13 protein-coding genes, 1 tRNA gene and 1 riboswitch are annotated in these 17460 nt (G+C 59.5%); of the genes, 1 reads left to right on the top strand and 13 read right to left on the bottom strand.

All coding sequences use genetic code 11. The features are described 5' to 3' along the window. Nucleotides 1-89: 89 nt before the first annotated feature. The 6 genes from ACMI1Q_RS09945 to ACMI1Q_RS09970 all read right to left on the bottom strand — a co-directional run bounded on the left by ACMI1Q_RS09945 (nucleotide 90) and on the right by ACMI1Q_RS09970 (nucleotide 8372). Nucleotides 90-302: an esterase/lipase family protein gene (locus tag ACMI1Q_RS09945; RefSeq protein ID WP_419503659.1), complete on the bottom strand. Its 213-nt coding sequence runs from the start codon at nucleotides 300-302 to the stop codon at nucleotides 90-92. A 58-nt stretch (nucleotides 303-360) separates the two neighbouring features. Beyond that, nucleotides 361-1089: an NAD-dependent protein deacylase gene (locus ACMI1Q_RS09950; protein ID WP_419503660.1), complete on the bottom strand. Its 729-nt coding sequence runs from the start codon at nucleotides 1087-1089 to the stop codon at nucleotides 361-363. A gap of 288 nt (nucleotides 1090-1377) precedes the next feature. Next, nucleotides 1378-3165 (bottom strand): GmrSD restriction endonuclease domain-containing protein, encoded by a 1788-nt coding sequence (locus tag ACMI1Q_RS09955; protein ID WP_419067515.1) that lies wholly within the window; start codon nucleotides 3163-3165, stop codon nucleotides 1378-1380. Between the two features lie 382 nt (nucleotides 3166-3547). After that, nucleotides 3548-3623: transfer RNA gene (locus ACMI1Q_RS09960), tRNA-Ala, on the bottom strand. Nucleotides 3624-3775: 152 nt separating this feature from the next. After that, nucleotides 3776-6385, bottom strand: coding sequence for a bifunctional acetaldehyde-CoA/alcohol dehydrogenase (adhE, locus tag ACMI1Q_RS09965; protein WP_419503661.1), 2610 nt, complete (start codon nucleotides 6383-6385; stop codon nucleotides 3776-3778). Nucleotides 6386-6605: 220 nt separating this feature from the next. Then, nucleotides 6606-8372, bottom strand: coding sequence for a Na+/H+ antiporter NhaC family protein (locus ACMI1Q_RS09970; RefSeq protein WP_419503662.1), 1767 nt, complete (start codon nucleotides 8370-8372; stop codon nucleotides 6606-6608). Nucleotides 8373-8469: 97 nt separating this feature from the next. Beyond that, nucleotides 8470-8655, bottom strand: a riboswitch (Lysine riboswitch). A 161-nt stretch (nucleotides 8656-8816) separates the two neighbouring features. On the opposite strand from ACMI1Q_RS09970, the gene ACMI1Q_RS09975 reads away from it, so the two are divergent. Beyond that, on the top strand, nucleotides 8817-9569 hold the full coding sequence (locus tag ACMI1Q_RS09975) for a DUF975 family protein (protein WP_419503663.1): 753 nt from the start codon (nucleotides 8817-8819) through the stop codon (nucleotides 9567-9569). A 60-nt stretch (nucleotides 9570-9629) separates the two neighbouring features. On the opposite strand, the gene ACMI1Q_RS09980 is transcribed toward ACMI1Q_RS09975, so the two are convergent. From ACMI1Q_RS09980 to ACMI1Q_RS10010, 7 genes are all read right to left on the bottom strand, one after another. Beyond that, nucleotides 9630-9908, bottom strand: coding sequence for a DUF1294 domain-containing protein (locus tag ACMI1Q_RS09980; protein ID WP_419503664.1), 279 nt, complete (start codon nucleotides 9906-9908; stop codon nucleotides 9630-9632). Nucleotides 9909-9919: 11 nt separating this feature from the next. Beyond that, entirely contained in the window at nucleotides 9920-10141 is a 222-nt protein-coding gene (locus ACMI1Q_RS09985) for a DUF3006 domain-containing protein (protein WP_394978989.1), read from the bottom strand. Then, nucleotides 10141-11136 (bottom strand): ComEC/Rec2 family competence protein, encoded by a 996-nt coding sequence (locus ACMI1Q_RS09990; RefSeq protein ID WP_419503665.1) that lies wholly within the window; start codon nucleotides 11134-11136, stop codon nucleotides 10141-10143. The genes ACMI1Q_RS09985 and ACMI1Q_RS09990 overlap by 1 nt, the downstream gene beginning before the upstream one ends. Nucleotides 11137-11145: 9 nt before the next feature. Continuing rightward, nucleotides 11146-13059 (bottom strand): YgiQ family radical SAM protein, encoded by a 1914-nt coding sequence (locus ACMI1Q_RS09995; protein ID WP_419503666.1) that lies wholly within the window; start codon nucleotides 13057-13059, stop codon nucleotides 11146-11148. Between the two features lie 21 nt (nucleotides 13060-13080). Then, nucleotides 13081-15627 (bottom strand): DNA translocase FtsK, encoded by a 2547-nt coding sequence (locus ACMI1Q_RS10000; RefSeq protein ID WP_419503667.1) that lies wholly within the window; start codon nucleotides 15625-15627, stop codon nucleotides 13081-13083. 185 nt (nucleotides 15628-15812) lie between these two features. Then, nucleotides 15813-16262: a GNAT family N-acetyltransferase gene (locus ACMI1Q_RS10005; protein ID WP_419503668.1), complete on the bottom strand. Its 450-nt coding sequence runs from the start codon at nucleotides 16260-16262 to the stop codon at nucleotides 15813-15815. 272 nt (nucleotides 16263-16534) lie between these two features. Continuing rightward, complete coding sequence (locus tag ACMI1Q_RS10010; protein WP_177521799.1) at nucleotides 16535-17239, bottom strand: ClpP family protease; 705 nt, start codon at nucleotides 17237-17239, stop codon at nucleotides 16535-16537. Between the last annotated feature and the right edge of the window lie 221 nt (nucleotides 17240-17460).

Consider the following 17460-nt stretch of genomic DNA (forward strand, 5'->3'; position numbering starts at 1 on the left):
CCATCTGGCTGGCCGCCGTTTTAATTTTGAGATGCTCAGCGGCTTGATTTTGTATTGCATTTTTTCGCCTCCCTAAAAATCTGAAATTTCTACTTGACTTTTATTAGCAGGTCTTTCACCCGCGCTTTGAGCAGTTCCGCGTTGTGCTCCACGGTGGCCCAGCCGTCCTGCCCGCCGAAGAACACCTTTGCGCCCCGCTGCTCCAGCGCCGGGGGGATGCGGCCCCAATAGCCCCAGTCCCGAAAGCCGGTGCCGTGCACAAGGATGAACGGATAGCGGGTACTGCATTCAAGTGTGTCCATACTTCTCCCCTCCTCACGGTGCATGCCTGCCAAAAGCGCGCAGCCCCTGCCGCGGCGCTCAGGGCACCACCTCGGCGAGCACTTCCCCGATGGGGCGGCGGATGGTCAGTGCCGCCTGGGCGTCGCGGGGGGTGGCGCTGAGATTGATGACTGCCAGGTCTTTGCCGTGAAAATAATCCACCAGCCCCGCCGCGGGATAGACCGAAAGCTGGGTGCCGCCGATGAGCAGCATATCCGCGACGGCGATGGCCTCCACCGCCGCCGTGAGGGTGGCAGGGTCCAGGCCCTCACCGTAAAGGACCACATCCGGTTTGATGATGCCGCCGCAGGTGCAGCGGGGCACGCCGTCCGCCTCCAGCACCGCCTCCACCGGCCAGCTTTTGCCGCACTCCATGCAGTGATTGCGGTACACGCTGCCGTGCAGTTCCAGCACGTTGCGGCTGCCCGCCCGCTGATGGAGTTCATCAATGTTCTGGGTGATGACCGCCGTCAGCTTGCCCTGCTGTTCCAGGCGCGCCAGCGCATAGTGCGCCGGATTGGGCTTTGCCTCCGGGCGGATGAGATATTTGCGGTAGTAATCGAAAAACACGTCCGGGTGACGCACAAAAAAGCCGTGGCTGAGCAGTTCCTCCGGCGGCCTTCCGTACGCCTTCAATGCCGCATAAACGCCGTTGCTGCTGCGGAAGTCGGGAATGCCGCTTTCGGTGGAAAGCCCCGCCCCGCCCAGGAACGCCATGCGCCGGGCTCGTCCAATCATCTGCGAAAGCTGCTGCAGTTGTTCGTCCATCTTCTTCGCCTCCCGGCCTTATCATACCACATCCGCCGCTTTGCCGCCACCGGGAATACCGTGTTGGGGCCATGGCCGCCTCCTGAACGGCAACAAAAAACCGCAAGCATTTTCTGCTTGCGGCGATGATGTGTCAAGACGTCAGCGATGATAAAAAATCACCGTGGTGCATTGCTCTCCACACTATATACACGATTATACGGAGAAATCTGTGGGCTTTGTCTAGTGTGCTCGCCGCGCACACTAGACAAGGAGGAACTCCCTGTAAACAGGGACCATCCCCGCATTTCAACCTGCATTGTTCTTCAAAACCTCAAAGGCCTGCTTGATCTTGGCCGCCATCAGTTTTCTACGCTCAACCAAGAAATCCTCATAGGGCATGTTTTCCCAACCATGTGGAAGAGCATTTTCTTCTTCCATTCTTTGAGTTTCCTCTTGGCCGCGGCCTTCACAAACGACGGGATAATAAACCGACGGAGCCTCGTCGAGTATCTCCATATTATCTTTCCAATCGATAAAGGCGTAATTTGCCATCTGGTTTATCTTGGAATCATTGTACCCCAACGTCTTTAGATAAGCCTTCGGGAACAAGTGGTGCTTCTCCAACGACTTTCTCTTTCCGTCGGAACCGGGATCGAACAACTTGCTGACGAGCAGATTGCTCTTTGAAAACAGGATCCGTGCATTCAGAATGTTAAGGGCAGCTACATAAGCATTCCACGCATTGTTGCCTCGACCAGAAACAGCGAGGCCCTCCGAACCAACGAGGGTGATGTCGAAGTAGTCATTTGTGAGACGTTCCTCAACCCTATACAGAATAAACCGTTTGTACTCGTCAAGAGTGTCCAACTCCTTTATGGAGTTCAAGTGGTTTTCAACCATGGATTCAAACGATCCAGTATATAGCGACACCAAAGACGCGTAGAAGAACCACAGCGAAGTCAGATGCATGTTTTCATTGTATGACGCATTGAACCGGTACTTCGCAATCAGGTAGAAGGCATAGGTGTAGTAAATTGCATTTCCAGAAAGAATCAGGTCTCCAGACAAGTAACCGGCATTCATAATAGATTTTAAGAATTCATGCCAATTATGAACGTCAAGCACGTCCGGAAGTTTTGCCTTAAGCAGCTCAAAACGCTGATTTCGCAGATCCTCGTCGACAGCGCCTTTTTTATCAAAGTCAGCTCCACGAAGCAGCTTGTAGCCATATTTCAAACGAGCTCTGTCAAACGCATATGCCATGACGACTCGGATGACATCTTGCGCTGTTACCTCGGTCAGCTGATTATACGATGTGATCTCATTCTTTGGCGGGTATGTAGACTCCTTACTGAAGCGCTCGATTTCCTTGCGACCCTCGTCCCAATACAGAGAGAGCAGCGTAAGGATAAAATCGTTTTGCTTCAGAGCTACGCCACCGGAATTAACACGGACGAAGATTTCTGAGACGTCCTCTTCTTCGGCATTAGCTTTAATGTCAAATACCGGAAGTGTATGCTGCCTCAAGTTAGAAAGTGCAGTGATGTTTTCGGAGATCATATCTTGTTCCTCGTCATTAAGCGTTGCGCCTTTGAAGGTTCGATACTCAGCCAGCCTCTTTGTAAAGTTGATGATTAGTTTCGTAATGTTCGACGTGATAAAAACCTCGCTAATGTTGTAAATCCACTCCGGATCCTTTTTTGTAGCCTGATAACCAACCTCGAACTTGTTCCTCAACGGGCAATAGGAAATAATAATGGCCTTTTCATCATATTTAGAATTGATGACCTTTTTCCCCTTCATTACGGCATAGAGTGAGGTTAGCCTCTGCTGGCCGTCAATAATAACCTGCTTCGGAGATTCATAATTGTGAGTGCCTGTTCCGATGGTTTTCTTTTTCTCCAGCGAAGGGCATTCCCACAACATCAAATAGCCAATAGGGTACCCGCGCATCATTGAATCAAACAGATCACGAACCTTGGAGTCTTTCCAAATAAATGGTCTCTGGAGTTCCGGAAGGCCGAGTTCTCCGGTGTCGATCTTTTCGATCAACTGATTAACTGTTAATGTTGTGTTACTAAAAATCTGTTGCATCTTCCGGTCCTCCTGCTTAATCCATGAACAAGTCCGGGATATTGTCTTATATATATGATATCACTTATAACAGCTAAATCCAATAGTGTTTCCATCCCTAAGAAGCGAGCATTGCCTGACTTTGGCTTCGTTTTTTGGCAGGGGCAAATCGAGGAAAAATTGTAAGGCATAAACGGGACGGGTGCAAATCGCAAACTTTCACCGGCGCGGGTGCACCGGGTGCAAATCCAGGTATTCCGTGTAGAGACAAGGAGTAAAGCTATATACGGGAAGCGTATCAAATGCGCTTCCGGAGCCGGAAAATGGGCATAAAAAAGGAGAAAACCCCTGTAAACAGGGATTTTCTCCTCGCCACTTTTTTATCAAAAGTGACGTCTTAACATGGTGGACCTGGAGGGATTCGAACCCTTGACCTCTGCGATGCGAACGCAGCGCTCTCCCAACTGAGCTACAGGCCCATGTGTGACTGCTCTATCTAATTTAAAGCATTTCGGCCAAAAAGTCAAGGTTTTTTTCGTCATTGCCGAGGATTTTTTTGTGCGCGCAAAAAAGGCAGGCGGCCGCCTCAAAAGAGACAGCCGTCTGCCCTCAACAGAAAGGAGTGGATCGCTTATTTGCCGTAGTAAGCCTGGAGGTAGATCTCCTTGATCTCGCTCACCAGAGGATACACGGGGTTGGCGGTGGTGCACTGGTCCTCGAACGCCTTGTAGGACAGTTCGTCCACCTTGGCCAGGAATTCTTCTTCGCTCACACCGCAGGCCTTGATGGTCAGGGGGCGCTCGGTATCCATCATCAGCTTCTGGATGGCCGCGATGAGGCAGTCCACCGCTTCGTAGGTGTCGGTGCCCACGTTGCACAGCCCGCAGCGCTGAGCCAGCTTGGCATAGCGCTTGTCGGCCACATACTCCTTGTATTTGGGGAAGGCCGCAAACTTGGTGGGCTTCTTCGCGTTGTAGGCGATGACGTAGGGCAGCAGGATGGCGTTGGCGCGGCCGTGGGGGATGTGGAACTCGCCGCCCAGCTTGTGGGCCATGGAGTGGTTGAGACCCAGGAAGGCGTTGGTGAAGGCCATGCCCGCGATGCAGCTGGCGTTGTGCATCTTCTCGCGGGCCAGCTGGTCGCCGTTGTAGGAAGCTTTCAGATAGGTGAACACCATCTCGGTGGCGTGCAGGGCCAGACCGTCGGTGTAGTCGCTGGCCATCACAGACACATAGGCCTCAATGGCATGGGTCAGCACGTCCAGACCGGTGTCGGCCACGATGCTGCGGGGCATGGTGCGGGTGAACTGGGGGTCGATGATGGCCACGTCCGGGGTCAGGCTGTAATCCGCCAGGGGGTACTTGATGTTGCCGTTGGATTTGTCGGTGATGACCGAGAAGCTGGTCACCTCGCTGCCGGTGCCGGAAGTGGTGGGGATGGCCACCAGCTTGGTCTTGGTGCCAAGCTTCGGGAATTTGAAGGCGCGCTTGCGGATGTCCATGAAGCGCTGGCGCAGGCCGTCAAAGCTGGTCTCGGGATGCTCGTAGAACAGCCACATGCCCTTGGCCGCGTCGATGGCGCTGCCGCCGCCGATGGCGATGATCACGTCCGGCTGGAAGGCGCGCATGGCCTCCACGCCGCGCATGATGCACTCCACGCTGGGATCGCTCTCCACGTCGGAGTAGATCTCGCTGTGGCAGTACTGCTCCCGCTTGCGCAGGTAGTACAGCACCTTGTCCACGTTGCCCAGCTGCACCATCACCGGGTCGGTGACGATGAAGGCGCGGCTGATGCCCTCCATCTTCTCCAGGTACTGGATGGAGTCCTCCTCAAAGTAGATCTTGGGCGGGACCTTGAACCACTGCATGTTCACCCTCCGTTTGGCGATGCGCTTTTTGTTGATGAGGTTGACGGTGGTCACGTTCTGGCTCACCGAGTTCTTGCCGTAGCTGCCGCAGCCAAGGGTCAGGGACGGGGTGTTGGTGTTGTAGATGTCACCGATGGCGCCCTGGGAAGAGGGGCTGTTCACGATGATGCGGCCCACCTTCATGGCCACGCCGTACTCATCGGCAATTTTCTTGTCGCCGGTGTGGATGACGGCGGAGTGGCCAAGGCCGCCCAGCTCCAGCATCTTGTTGGCGTAGGCAAAGCCCTGCTCCTTGTCCTTGCAGACAAAGCAGGCCAGCACCGGGCTGAGCTTCTCCTTGCTCAGAGGGAACTCCTCGCCGGGATGGGGCAGCGGCGCGATGAGGATCTTGGTCTTTTCCGGCACGCTGATGCCCGCCTGCTCGGCGATCCAGTTGGCGCTCTTGCCCACCACGGGGGCGAACACGCCCTTGGCGGGGTCCGGGAACATATACTTGGTCAGGGTCTCGGTCTCCTCCGGGGTGAGGAAGTAGCAGTTGTTGGCCTTCATGTAAGCCTCAAAATCCTTGGCGATGGGCTTTTCCACGATGACCGCCTGCTCGGAGGCGCAGATCATGCCGTTGTCGAAGGTCTTGGACATCATCAGGTCGGTGCAGGCCTGGTGCAGGTCGGCGCTCTTCTCGATAAAGCAGGGCACATTGCCCGCGCCTACGCCCAGCGCCGGCTTGCCGCAGGAGTAAGCCGCCTTGACCATGCCGGGGCCGCCGGTGGCCAGGATGGTGGCAACACCCGGATGGTTCATCAGGGCGCCGGTGGCCTCGATGCTGGGTTTGTCGATCCACTGGATGCAGTTTTTGGGCGCGCCGGCATTCACCGCCGCCTCATAGACGATGCGGGCCGCCTCGGCGCTGCACTTCTGGGCCGAAGGGTGGAACCCGAAAATGATGGGGTTGCGGGTCTTTACCGCGATGAGGCACTTGAACAGCGTGGTGGAGGTGGGGTTGGTGGTGGGGGTCACGCCGCAGATCACGCCCACGGGCTCGGCCACTTCCACATAGCCCTCCATATCGTTCTCTTCCAGAACGCCCACCGTGCGCTCCTTTTTGATATCGTGCCAGATATATTCGGTGGCGAACATATTCTTGATGACCTTGTCTTCATACACGCCGCGGCCGGTCTCCTCCACCGCCATGCGGGCCAGTTCCTGGTGTTTGTCCAGGCCGGCCAGCGCCATCGAGTGCACGATGTTGTCCACAGCTTCCTGATCCAGCGCCATGAACTCCTTCAGCGCCACTTGGGCCTTTTCCACCAGAGCGTCGATCATGGTCTGCACATCGGTCTTCACCGTTTCAACCACAGGTTTCTTTTCTGCCATTGCGATCTTCCGTCCTTTCAGGCGTGTTGCGCATGGTACGAAAGCCCTTTGCTTTCGCCTGCAGCTTGTTGCCTTGGCATTATGATACCACATCGTTAATCAAATAACAATGTCCTGTGTGGCCAAAGATTGTTAATAAAATAACACGCTTTTGTGCAGGATGTACAGCGCAAAAAAAGAGCGCGGAACGAGGTGCGTTCCGCGCTCTTTTCTTCAATTGTCAGGCTTTGGTCATGTTGCGGCGCTTGATGAACAGCAGCGTGCCCAGCATCATCACGATGCCGACCGGCAGCGCCAGGACGCCCGGCGCGCCGAAGTGCACCAGCAGGCCCGCCACAAGGTAGGTGATGCCGGAGATCACCGCGCAGGTGATGGCATAGGGCAGCTGGGTGGACACATGGTTCACATGGTCGCACTGAGCGCCCGCGGAGGCCATGATGGTGGTGTCGGAAATGGGCGAGCAATGGTCGCCGCAGACAGCGCCGGCCATGCAGGCGGAGATGCAGATGATGGCCATGGGGTCGTCCATGGAGAACACGCCCTGCACGATGGGGATGAGGATGCCGAAGGTGCCCCAGCTGGTGCCGGTGGAGAAGGCCAGCAGGCAGCCCACCACGAACACGATCACGGGCAGCACCATCTGCATGCCGGTAGCGCTCTGCTGCACGAGGTCACGCACAAAGTACTTGGCGCCCAGGGAGTCGGTCATGGCCTTCAGGCTCCAGGCGAAGGTGAGGATCATGATGGCGGGCACCATGGCCTTGAAGCCTTCAGGCACGCAGCTCATCATTTCCTTGAAGGACATGGCGCGGCGCACCTGATAGTAAATGAACGCGACGATCAGCGCAAAGGCGGAGCCGAGCATCAGGCCCACCGAAGCGTCGGAAGCGGAAAAAGCCTCCACGAAGCCCACGCCGGAGAAGAAGCCGCCGGAATAGAGCATGCCGATAACGCAGAACACCACCAGCACCAGCACCGGCAGCACCAGGTCCAGAACGGAGCCCTTGCTGTCGTCCACTCTGTCGTCAGCGTCGGCGTAGGGGTTGGAACCGCTGAACAAGTCGCCCTTTTCGATGGCGTTTTTCTCGAACCTGGCCATGGGGCCAAATTCCACCCGCAGCAGCACCATGCTCACCATCATCACGATCGTGAGCAGCGCATAGTAGTTGTAAGGAATGGCGCGCAGGAACAGGCTGAAGCCCTGGCCGTCCTCCGCGAAGGCGGACACCGCCGCCGCCCAGGAGGACACCGGCGCGATGATGCACACGGGCGCGGCGGTGGCGTCGATGATGTAGGCCAGCTTTGCCCGGGAAATGTTCTGCTTGTCGGTGATGGGGCGCATCACGCTGCCCACCGTCAGGCAGTTGAAGTAGTCGTCGATGAAGATGAGCACGCCCAGAAGGATGGAGACAAGCTGCACGCCCGCCCGGGATTTGATATGGGCCTTGGCCCAGCGGCCGAAGGCGGCGGAACCGCCCGCCTTGTTCATCAGGCAGACCATGGCGCCCAGAATGATGAGGAAGATCAGGATGCCCATGTTGTAGCTGTCGGTCACCGAAGCTACGATGCCGCCGTCGAACACGTGGCGCACGGTGGCCTCGAACTGGAAGTTGGAGTAGAGCAGGCCGCCCGCCACGATGCCGATGAACAGGGAGCTGTAGACTTCCTTTGTGATGAGGGCCAGCGCGATGGCGATGACCGGAGGCAGCAGGGACCAGGCGGTGTTGAAGAAGCGGCTGGGAGAGGTCACATATCCCGTGCCGCCGCAGGTGGCGCAAACATTGGTGCCGCCGCACGCCTCACAGGCGGGGTCCAGCCCGTAGCATTCCATACAGGCACCCACAGTGCCGCAGTCAGGGCATTCGATCATCTTGGTGCCGGGTTCTTCGGTAGGGTCGCCGGCAGCAAAGGCTGTGGCGCTGAGCATTACCAGCAGCACCAGCATCATTGCCAGAAGCGGCAGGATGCGGGTCAACGTCTTTCTCATGTCAGTTCCTCCTGCATAAATAAAAAATGAAGCCATGACAGTGTCATGACTTCATACCGATGCACAAGTGCCATAGTGCCCGCAGTGCGGCGGTCGAACTCACGACAGCGCTCCGCCCGGCATCTCTGCACGGGCGACAGTCCGGGGGATGTTCTCCCACGGCCCGGCGCGGCGGCCCCCTCAGGCGGGGCAGACCGAACCTCGGCAAACGCCCCTTCCCCGCCCCGCGTGCCTGTGTTTGAATGGGGGCCGTACTCTTGACGTTCGCACCTCTATCATGCTAAGTACGTCTTAATGATAAGTCCTTTTTCACAAAAGTCAACCGCTAAAGCGAAAGAATTTGCAATTTTTTGTAAATCTATTCCGTTCTATGCTATACTGGAGTTGATCAACACACGAGGGAACGCACGCCGAATGTGCTGTTCCCACAGGAGGGAAAGTTTTATGTATTGGTCGCGTGGTTTACTCAAGCAGAATGCGAAGCAGGTTTTGAGAGAAAGTTACTGGCGGGTGTTTCTGGCGTGGCTGCTGATCACGCTGGGCGTGGGCGCTGCTTCCAGCGTTCTGAGCTATATCATCGTCTTTGTGCCCACCATCATTTTGTCCTTTGTGGCCGCCACATCGCCGGAAGCCTACATCGCCGGTGTGATCATCCTCTATATCCTGATGCTGGTGTTCATCCTGGTGTTCAACGCCCTGGTCACTCAGCCCGTGAACATCGGCGGCATTCGGTACACCATGGAGAACCGGGCCGGCTATCCGCCGCTGGACACGGTGCTCTCCCCGTTCCGGGACAAGGTGCAGTATCTCAACGTGGTAAAAGTAATGTTCTTTTACACGCTGGAGATCATGGCCTTCTCTTTTCTGTTCATCATTCCCGGCGTCGTGCGCGGCTACCAGCTGCGGTATGTCCCCTATCTGATGGCGGAAAACCCCTACATGAGCTATAAACGCGCCAAGGAACTGAGCAAGGCTCTGACCGACGGCGAAAAGATGGAGATCTTCGTTCTGGACCTCTCCTTCATCGGATGGTATCTGCTGGGCTATCTCACCTGCAGCCTGGGCATTTACTTCCTGATCCCTTATCTTCAGGCCACCATGGCGGAGCTCTACTCTGCCGCCCGAGCCAAGGCCTTTGCCATGGGGATCACTGGCGAAGAGGAGCTTTCCGGCTTCACCGTGTATCCCCGGCGCTGAACCGCGTTTCAAAACCTGACAAAAAACTCCCGGCTGCCAAAACAGGCGCCGGGAGTTTTTTTACAGGAATCGAACGGCCAGCACAAGCAGGGCCAGCTGCACAGCCAAAATGAGGGGCACGCCCACATAAAATTTCGGTTTGCGGGTCTTGTGGTGGAACAAGGCCATGCCCAGCAGAAAAGCCGGGCTGCCGCCCAGCGCGCAAAAAAGCAAAAGCCTGCGCTCCGGCACGCGGCGCGCGCCGCGCTTCGCGGCCCATTTGTCCCACCCGCAAACGGCGAAAGCCAGCAGGTTCACCGCCGCAAAATAAATGAGGAGAAATTCCCGAAGCAAGTCCATTCCGCCTTTCGTCAGCCGGGCCGCCCGGCGGAAAAGCGCCGGCGCAGCCGCTCTCTGCGGGCGGCAGTTGCGGCGGCGTCCACCCGCCAGTGCCCGTCCTCACAGAGAAGGATGTCCCCTTCCCGGGTCTCGGGCGGGAGGAGGGCGCGGTCGATTTTTTCGGTGCGGATCGGCCCCTGGGCCGGTTCCAGCACCGCCGTGTCCCCTTCAAAGCGGTCCACAGTGTATTCCATCAGGCGGCCTCCTTTTCCCCGGCGGCGCTGGACGTGTAGCTTTGCAGGCCGTTTTCGGTCGCCGCAATGACCACGCTGCCGTCCTGGTCGGTGCGCAGCACCTGCGCGCCCACCTGTTCAAACCGCTCCAGCGGCTCGGCGTGAGGATGCCCGTAGCTGTTGCCCAACCCGCAGCTGATGGCCACATATCGGGGCCGGATGGCCTGCAGGAATTCCATCGTGTTGGAGGTGTCGGACCCGTGGTGGGCCGCCTTGAACACGTCCGCCTGCGGTACGACCCCCGCCTCCAGCGCCGCCTGCTCCACCGGCTTTTCGCCGTCGCCGCTGAGCAGCACCGAGAGCTCGCCGCTCTCAAACAAAAGCACCTGGGAAAGGTCGTTGTAATTGTCGGTCTCCACGCCCGCGGCCAGCACCTGCAGGCTGCCGCTTCCCACAGAAAAGCTCTGCCCCGGTGCGGCGGTGGTCACCACCGCGCCGCTGGCCTCGATGGCATCCATCACCTTTTCAAACAGACGGGTGGTGGGATAGGGCGCTTTGTCGAAGTCCGGCAGGAGCACCTGCTCCACCTCTATCTTTTCCAGCACGGCGGCCATGCTGCCGATGTGGTCCGCGTGGGGATGGCTCATCACCAACAGCTTGAGGTGGGTGACGCCCCGCTCCTCCAGATACGCCATCAGCTTCTGCTCGCTGTCGGTGTCGCCCGCATCCACAAGGCAGTACTCGCCCCCGCTCTGCAGCAGGGTGGCGTCCGCCTGGCCCACGTCGATGAAGTGCACGGCGTCGGTGTTTTCCGGCAGATCGTCCGCGGGCAGCGGCTCGGCAAGGCCCACGGCGGCGTATATCTCGTCCCATGTGGGCGCGGTGCCCACCCCGCTGCCCACACTGACATACAGCCCCAGCGCAAGGCAGAGGCCCACCAGCGTGAACACGACGGTCTGAAAGGGCGTGAGTTGTATTTTCCGCCTGCGGCGGCGAGATGTTTTTCGCTTTTCCATGAAACAGTTTTACTTTCTGCCCTTGCGGGGCGGCTTGGAGTTGGGTGTAAAGCGTCCCTGCTGTATACTTCTCCCCTGCCGGTCGTTCCGGCCGCGGGGCGCGGGCGCAGAGGTGCTTTTCTCGCGCCGGGGCTTCCAGGTGGGGGCCAGCAGCGGGATAAGGTCCTCCCGCCCGGTCTTGCGCAGGGCTTTGACCACCTTTTCGGCGTTGCGGGGTTCGTAATACTGCAGCAGCGCCCGCTGGAGCGCCTTGCCTTCCGGCGTTTTTTCCACGAACACCGGCTTCATGGTGTAGGGGTCAAGGCCGGTGTAGAACATGCAGGTGGACACGGTGCCCGGTGTGGGATAAAAGTCCTGCACCTGCTCCGGGCGGATTTTGTGCTTGTAGAGATACTCCGCCAGGATCACCGCGTCGTTCAGGGTGCTGCCGGGGTGGCTGCTCATCAGGTAGGGCACCAGATACTGCTTTTTGCCCGCCTTTTTGGTGAGCTCATAGAACTTGGCGGAGAATTTGTTGAACACCTCCACCGGGGGCTTACCCATATACTTCAGGGTGTTGGGGGCGCAGTGCTCGGGAGCCACCTTCAGCTGGCCGGAGACATGGTGCTCCACCAGCTCCTTGAAGAACTCGTCGTTTTTGTCCCAGATGAGATAGTCGTAGCGGATGCCGCTGCGGATGAACACCTTTTTCACTCCGGGCAGGGCACGCAGCTTGCGCAGCATGGAGAGATACTCGGTGTGGTCCACCAGCAGATGGGGGCAGGGGCTGGGGGCAAGGCACTTTTTGCCGCCCTGGCACATGCCTTTGGTCATCTGCTCCTTGCAGCTGGGCAGGCGGAAGTTGGCGGTGGGGCCGCCCACGTCGTGGATGTAGCCCTTGAAACCGGGCTGACGGGTGAGCAGTTCTCCCTCTTCCACCACGCTTTCCACGCTTCGGCTGGTGACCCGCCGCCCCTGGTGCAGGGTGATGGCGCAGAAATTGCAGCCGCCATAGCAGCCCCGGTTGTGAATGATGGAGAACTCCACCTCTTCAATGGCGGGCACGCCGCCCACCGCGTCGTAGCTGGGGTGCCAGCGGCGGGTGAAGGGCAGCGCCGCCACCTTGTCCAGCTCCTTGCGGTTGAGGGGCTTTGCGGGCGGGTTCTGCACCAGATATTTTTCGCTCTGTTTCTGCACGATGATCTGGCCGGTCACCGAGTCCTGGTTGTCCATCTGGATGCGGCAGGCGCGGGCATAGGCGGCCTTGTCGGTGCTCACCTTGGCAAAGCCCGCACATTCCACATAGCGGTCCGGCAGGCCGGCAAAATCGGTCATATAGCAGGTGCCGGGCACATCCCGGATGGTCTGGGCCTTCTCCCCCGCCGCCAGACGCCGGGCGATGGCCACCGTCTGCCGCTCGCCCATGCCGAAACTGATGATGTCCGCCCCGGAGGTCTCGGCGATGCTGGGCAGCACAGTGTCCATCCAGTAATCGTAATGGGCAAAGCGGCGCAGGCTGGCCTCCAGGCCGCCCAGAATCACCGGCAGGTCGGGATAGGCCTGCTTTGCCAGCTGAGTGTATACGGTGGCGCTGCGGTCCGGGCGCTTGCCCGCCACGCCGCCGGGGGTGTATTCGTCCACGTTTCGGCGGATCTTCGCCACGGAATAGTGGGCCACCATGCTGTCCACATTGCCGCCACCGATGAAAAAGCCATAGCGGGGCTTGCCCAGAGCCTTGAAGCTCTCGGGCGTGGTGTAGTCCGGCTGGCTGAGCACGCCCACGCGGTAGCCCTCCGCCTCCAGCACCCGGCCGATGATGGCCGAGCCGAAGCTGGGATGGTCCACATAGGCGTCGCCGGTGACCAGAACGAAGTCCAGTTCGTCCCAGCCACGCGCCGCCATCTCCTGGCGGCTGACCGGCAGAAATTCCGTGCCCTGCTGCATGGGGCAGCCTCCTCTCGCTGCTTAAATCTCGTCGGGCACCGGGCCGGCCTCGGCCCGCATGCTCTTTTCGATCCACTGCTGGCGGGTGATGAGCACCTCCCGGGGCTTTGCGCCCTGGTACGGCCCAATGACCCCCAGCTGCTCCATCTCGTCCATGATGCGGGCGGCCCGGGCATAGCCCAGCTTGCACCGGCGCTGCAAAAGGCTGGTGCTGGCCTGCCCCGCGTCGATGACCACTTCCACCGCCTGATCCAGCATGGGGTCGTGGCCGCCATCGCCCTCTTCGCCGCCGCTGCCGGAGCCTTTCTCCGCCGCGGCCAGCTTGTCCATCTGGGCGATCATCTCTTCGTCGTACTGGCTGGTGTTGTCCTGCTTGATGAAGTCCAGCACCGCGCTGATCTCTTCGTCCTTCACATAGGTGCCCTGGATGCGCACGGGCTTGGCCGCGCCCACCGGCATGAACAGCATATCGCCCATGCCCAGCAGCTTTTCGGCGCCGCCGGCATCCAGAATGGTGCGGCTGTCCACCTGGCTGGACACGGCGAAGGCGATGCGGCTGGGGATGTTGGCCTTGATGAGGCCGGTGATGACGTCCACGCTGGGGCGCTGGGTGGCCACGATCAGGTGCATGCCCGCCGCGCGGGCCTTCTGGGCGATGCGGCAGATGTAGTCCTCCACCTCTTTGCCCGCGACCATCATCAGATCGGCCAGCTCGTCGATGATGATGGCGATGTAGGGCAGCTTTTCCAGGCCGTCGGTCTCGGCGGCAAGACGGTTGAAGCTCTTGATGTCACGCACGTTGTTCTCCGCGAACAGATGGTAGCGGCGCTCCATCTCCGCCACAGCGCTGCCCAGCGCGCCCGCCGCCTTGCGGGGCTCGGTGACCACCGGCATGAGCAGATGGGGGATGCCGTTGTACTCCGCCAGTTCCACCACCTTGGGGTCGATGAGGATGAGGCGCACGTCCTCGGGGCTGGCCTTGTACAAAAAGCTGATGATGATGCTGTTGACGCACACCGACTTACCGCTGCCGGTGGAGCCGGCGATAAGCAGGTGGGGCATCTTGCACAGGTCCGCGATCTGGGCGTTGCCCGCGATGTCCTTGCCGAGGGCCAGGGTCAGGGGCGAGGCGCTCTTGGAATAGACCGGGGACTCAAAGATGCTGCGGATGCCCACCGGGCTCTTTTTGCGGTTGGGCACCTCCACGCCCACGGCGGGCTTGCCGGGGATGGGTGCCTCGATGCGCACGCCGCCGGCGGCCAGATTCAGGGCGATGTCGTCCGCAAGGCCGGTGATGCGGCTGATCTTCACGCCCGCCAGAGGCTGCAGCTCGTAGCGGGTGACCGACGGGCCGCGGCAGATGTCCAGCACGCGGGTGCGCACGCCGAAGCTCTCCAGCGTGCTCACCAGCAGCTCGGCGTTCTTTTTCAGTTCTTCCTCCATGCCCGGGTCCTCTGCGGTGCCGGTGCGCTCGAAGAGGCTCAGGGGCGGATAGTGATAGACCTGCTGTTCCGCGGCGGCGGGCGCGATCATCATCTGGTCGTTTTTGCCCGGCACCACGGCGGCGGGGGTCATCTGAGCGGCGGAGGCCGCCCCCATGGCCCGCTGGACCAGATCGTCCAGGTCGCTGCCGCCCACCGTTTCGGGCAGGGGCTCTTCCCCGCCGGTCACTTCAGGGGCCGGTTCCTCATCGCCTTCCAGCAGGATGGGGGTCTCGAACTCGGACTCCTCCTGCGCCAGGGCGTTCACCGTTTTCGGGGCGTCCTGCGGCGGGTACATGCCAAAGGTGCCGCCCGGCCCCACCAGGGGCTCTTCCGGCTCGGGAGCAAGGTCGGTCTCCTGCACCGGGTCGGGCCCGAGGTCGATGTCCACCTGCGCCGCGCGGCGGCGCACCTTGGGCGCGGGCGCAGGCGCGGGGCGCTCTCTGCGCCGGGGCTGAGGCGGAGCCGGTTCTTCTTCCCGCTCTTCCTCCCGGCGGGCGGCACGCTCGGCGCGGTCCTCCTGCCACAGAGCAAAACGCCCGGCCACGAGGTTCCACAGATCGCCCGGAGTGACGCCGGCGAACCACATGATACCCGCCGCCAGCAGCACCAGCAGCAGGATGTTGGCCGCCGGCCGGCCGCACAGCACCAGCAGGGTGCCGCCGACCACACCGCCCAGCACACCGCCGCCCAGCGCGCCCTGGCCCTGCTCATACAGGGCCTTGACGACCTGGACGAAATCCATGCCGGAGAGATTGACCCGGGAGAACACCACAGCGGTGCCGCACAGGAACATCATCAGGCACAGGGCCTTGGCGCACTTGGACCAGATGGGCAGGCCCAACGCCACCAGCACCGCCACATACAGCACCAGAAGCCCCAGCACATACATGCCCAGGCCGAACACGCCGAACAGCGCGGCGCGCATCCAGGCCCAGGCGGATTCGCCTTCCACGAAGATCATGGCCACCAGAACGGCGCCCAAGCCAAAAAGCAGGATGCTCCAGCTTTGGGCAATGTCCGGCTGGGGCCTGCGCCGCCGGCTGCCGGAGCCGTTTTTTCGGGTCGAAGTTTTCTTTGTCGCCATAGTGTTTTTGTATCCTCTTTCGCCTTGCGTTGGTATCGTTCGCCGCGGGGCGTCTGCCCACGCGGCGCGGAATGCTTAACTTAATTATTTTACCATCAACCGGGCGAATTGTAAAACCCAAATTTGGCGAACGGGGGCCCCCGAAAATGGAAGCGCCGGGGCGTTTTGCCACGGGCAAAGCTCGTTTATCGCCGCAGGTTCAGCACAAGTTCCACTTCATCTTCAAACACCGCCCCGGTCGGCACAAAGCCTTTGTTTCTGTAAAGGCCCAGCGCCCGGGCATTGTCTTTGCTGCAGGTCAAAACCACCCGGTCCGAAGCTCCGAAAGGCTTTGTTTTGATGTATGCAAGCACCTGGTCCAGGGCGGCGCTTCCATACCCCAGCCCTTGGTGCGACGCATCGATCATCATGTGCCATATATCGTATTCCGGGACATCATAGTCGTAGATCACCATCACATAGCCGACCATCGTATCATTTTCATAGATGCCGAAGGGCTGGCATTGCTGCCTGTAAACATACGCCTGGGCAAGGCTGCGGATGGGGTGTGAAACGAAGCGCTCCTGTTCGGGCGCAAGTTTCAAATTGAACGCTTCCACAAAATTTTCTTCGGTGATTTTTTCAAGATGGGTCATAAATACCTCCACAAATCATTCCTGGTTCATCTGCAAACTGATTTTGCGCGAACATCTTGTGAAGGGCAGCAGACCGCATAAAAAAAGCCGCGGCAAACAAGCCGCGGCAAAGCCTATGAAGCACTCACAATGCGACCGGGGCCCTCAAAAGATATTCAGCTCGTGCATTCGTTCCGCTGTTTTTCATAGTTGAGCACCCCGCTTTCTATCTGGATTTATTTCATCATAAACCCCGTCCTCAAAAATGTCAACAATGGAAAGCGCCGGGGCCTTCAGCCCCGGCGTTCGATCTCGCCATACAGGTAATCCAGCGCGTCGTTCAAACTGCCCAGCTGGTCGATCAGGCCCTCGTGCACCGCCTGCTGGCCGGTGAGCACCGTGCCCACATCCATCACCAGCTCGCCGGTGTGCATCATCAGTTCCACAAAGCGTTCCTTGCTGATCTTCGAGTGGCTCTCCACAAAACCGGCGATGCGCTCCTGCATCTGCTCGAAATAGCGCATGGTCTGGGGCACGCCCAGCACCAGCCCGGAATGGCGCACCGGGTGGATGGTCATGGTGGCGGTGGGCACGATGAAACTGCGCCGACCGCTGACCGCCAGCGGGATGCCGATGGAGTGGCCGCCGCCCAGCACCAGCGTGGCGCTGGGCTTGCTGACCCCGCTGATGAGTTCTGAGAGGGCCAGGCCCGCCTCCACGTCGCCGCCCACCGTATTCAGGATGACCAGCAGCGCCTCGATGTCCGGGTCCTCCTCGATGGCCACCAGCTGGGGGATCACGTGCTCGTATTTGGTCACCTTCTGGCTCTGGTCCGCGCTGACGTGGCCCTCGATCAGCCCCACCACCGTCAGGCAGTGGATGGCGTGGCGGCCCTTGGTGCGGATCACCGAGCCGGTGTCCATCATATATTCCTGTTCCAGTTTTTCCTGCTCCACCTGCGCATCGGTGGGCGGCTGCTTGTTCTCGTTCGGTTCCATGGCTTTGTGCGCCTCCTTTTCGGTCTTCCCTGACAGTGTTCCCCCCTTCGGGCCTCAGTTATACAAAAAGACGCAGTGTGTTCAAAAACTTTGTATTCTGTTTGACAAAGCCGCTTCAAAGATTATACTATATAAAAAGGGCGTCTGTTTTCGGCGCTTTGCCCCGGTCTGTGGTCCGCAGCACAGCCGGGCCGGGGAATAAAAAGCGGCCTGCTGCTGCT

This window comes from Candidatus Allofournierella excrementavium, from assembly GCF_048526665.1.
GTDB lineage: Bacteria > Bacillota > Clostridia > Oscillospirales > Ruminococcaceae > Allofournierella_A > Allofournierella_A excrementavium.